This is a genomic window from Belnapia sp. AC561, from assembly GCF_979252845.1.
This window is the reverse complement of sequence record NZ_CEEDBP010000206.1, coordinates 1-276: the sequence shown is the minus strand read 5'-3', so window position 1 is coordinate 276 and position 276 is coordinate 1. Positions and strand designations below refer to the sequence as shown.

Genomic DNA, 276 nt, shown 5'->3' with positions numbered 1-276 from the left:
GTATCCGGCGCCGGCGCCTCGATCCAATCCACCTGGCCCGAAAGCAGCGCCGCGGTGCGGGCCTTGGCCTCCGGGAGCGGCAGCAGCACGATGCGGTCGGCCTTGGCCTTGGTGCCCCAGTAGGCGTCGTTCCGCACCATCTCCACCCGCTCACGGGCGACGAAGCGGGTCAGCTTGAAGGGCCCGGTGCCGGCGGGCTCGCGGGCGAAGCTGTGCCAGGCGGTCTCGGCATTGGGGCTGGCGGCGCGGTGCTTCTCCCACTGCGCGGGGCTCGCC

At 73.6% G+C, this 276-nt stretch carries 1 protein-coding gene; it reads right to left on the bottom strand.

Annotation, left to right across the window (positions count from 1 at the left end; genetic code table 11):
• Positions 1-276, bottom strand: a 276-nt coding sequence (locus AC0IW9_RS30775) for an ABC transporter substrate-binding protein (protein WP_471652102.1), incomplete at both ends; no start/stop codon positions are given.